This window comes from Bacillus cereus group sp. BfR-BA-01522 (genome assembly GCF_022662635.1).
Classification (GTDB): domain Bacteria; phylum Bacillota; class Bacilli; order Bacillales; family Bacillaceae_G; genus Bacillus_A; species Bacillus_A cytotoxicus.
The window spans coordinates 1-237 of the sequence record NZ_JAKUDY010000064.1; the positions used below are offsets into that span (position 1 = coordinate 1).

Consider the following 237-nt stretch of genomic DNA (forward strand, 5'->3'; position numbering starts at 1 on the left):
CTTCATCGACTCCTAGTGTCAAGGCATCCACCGTGCGCCCTTTCTAACTTAACCAAACTAAAATTAAAAATATGAGCTACACTGTTATCTAGTTTTCAAAGAACATACCAATTTATATAAAATAATATTTGGTGGAGCCTAGCGGGATCGAACCGCTGACCTCCTGCGTGCAAGGCAGGCGCTCTCCCAGCTGAGCTAAGGCCCCAAGTTGTATGGTGGGCCTAAATGGACTTGAAC

General features: G+C 45.1%; 1 tRNA gene. It reads right to left on the reverse strand.

Going from position 1 to position 237, the window contains the following annotated elements:
• Nucleotides 1-129: 129 nt before the first annotated feature.
• Nucleotides 130-205 (reverse strand) — tRNA-Ala (locus MR059_RS21670).
• Nucleotides 206-237 lie beyond the last annotated feature (32 nt).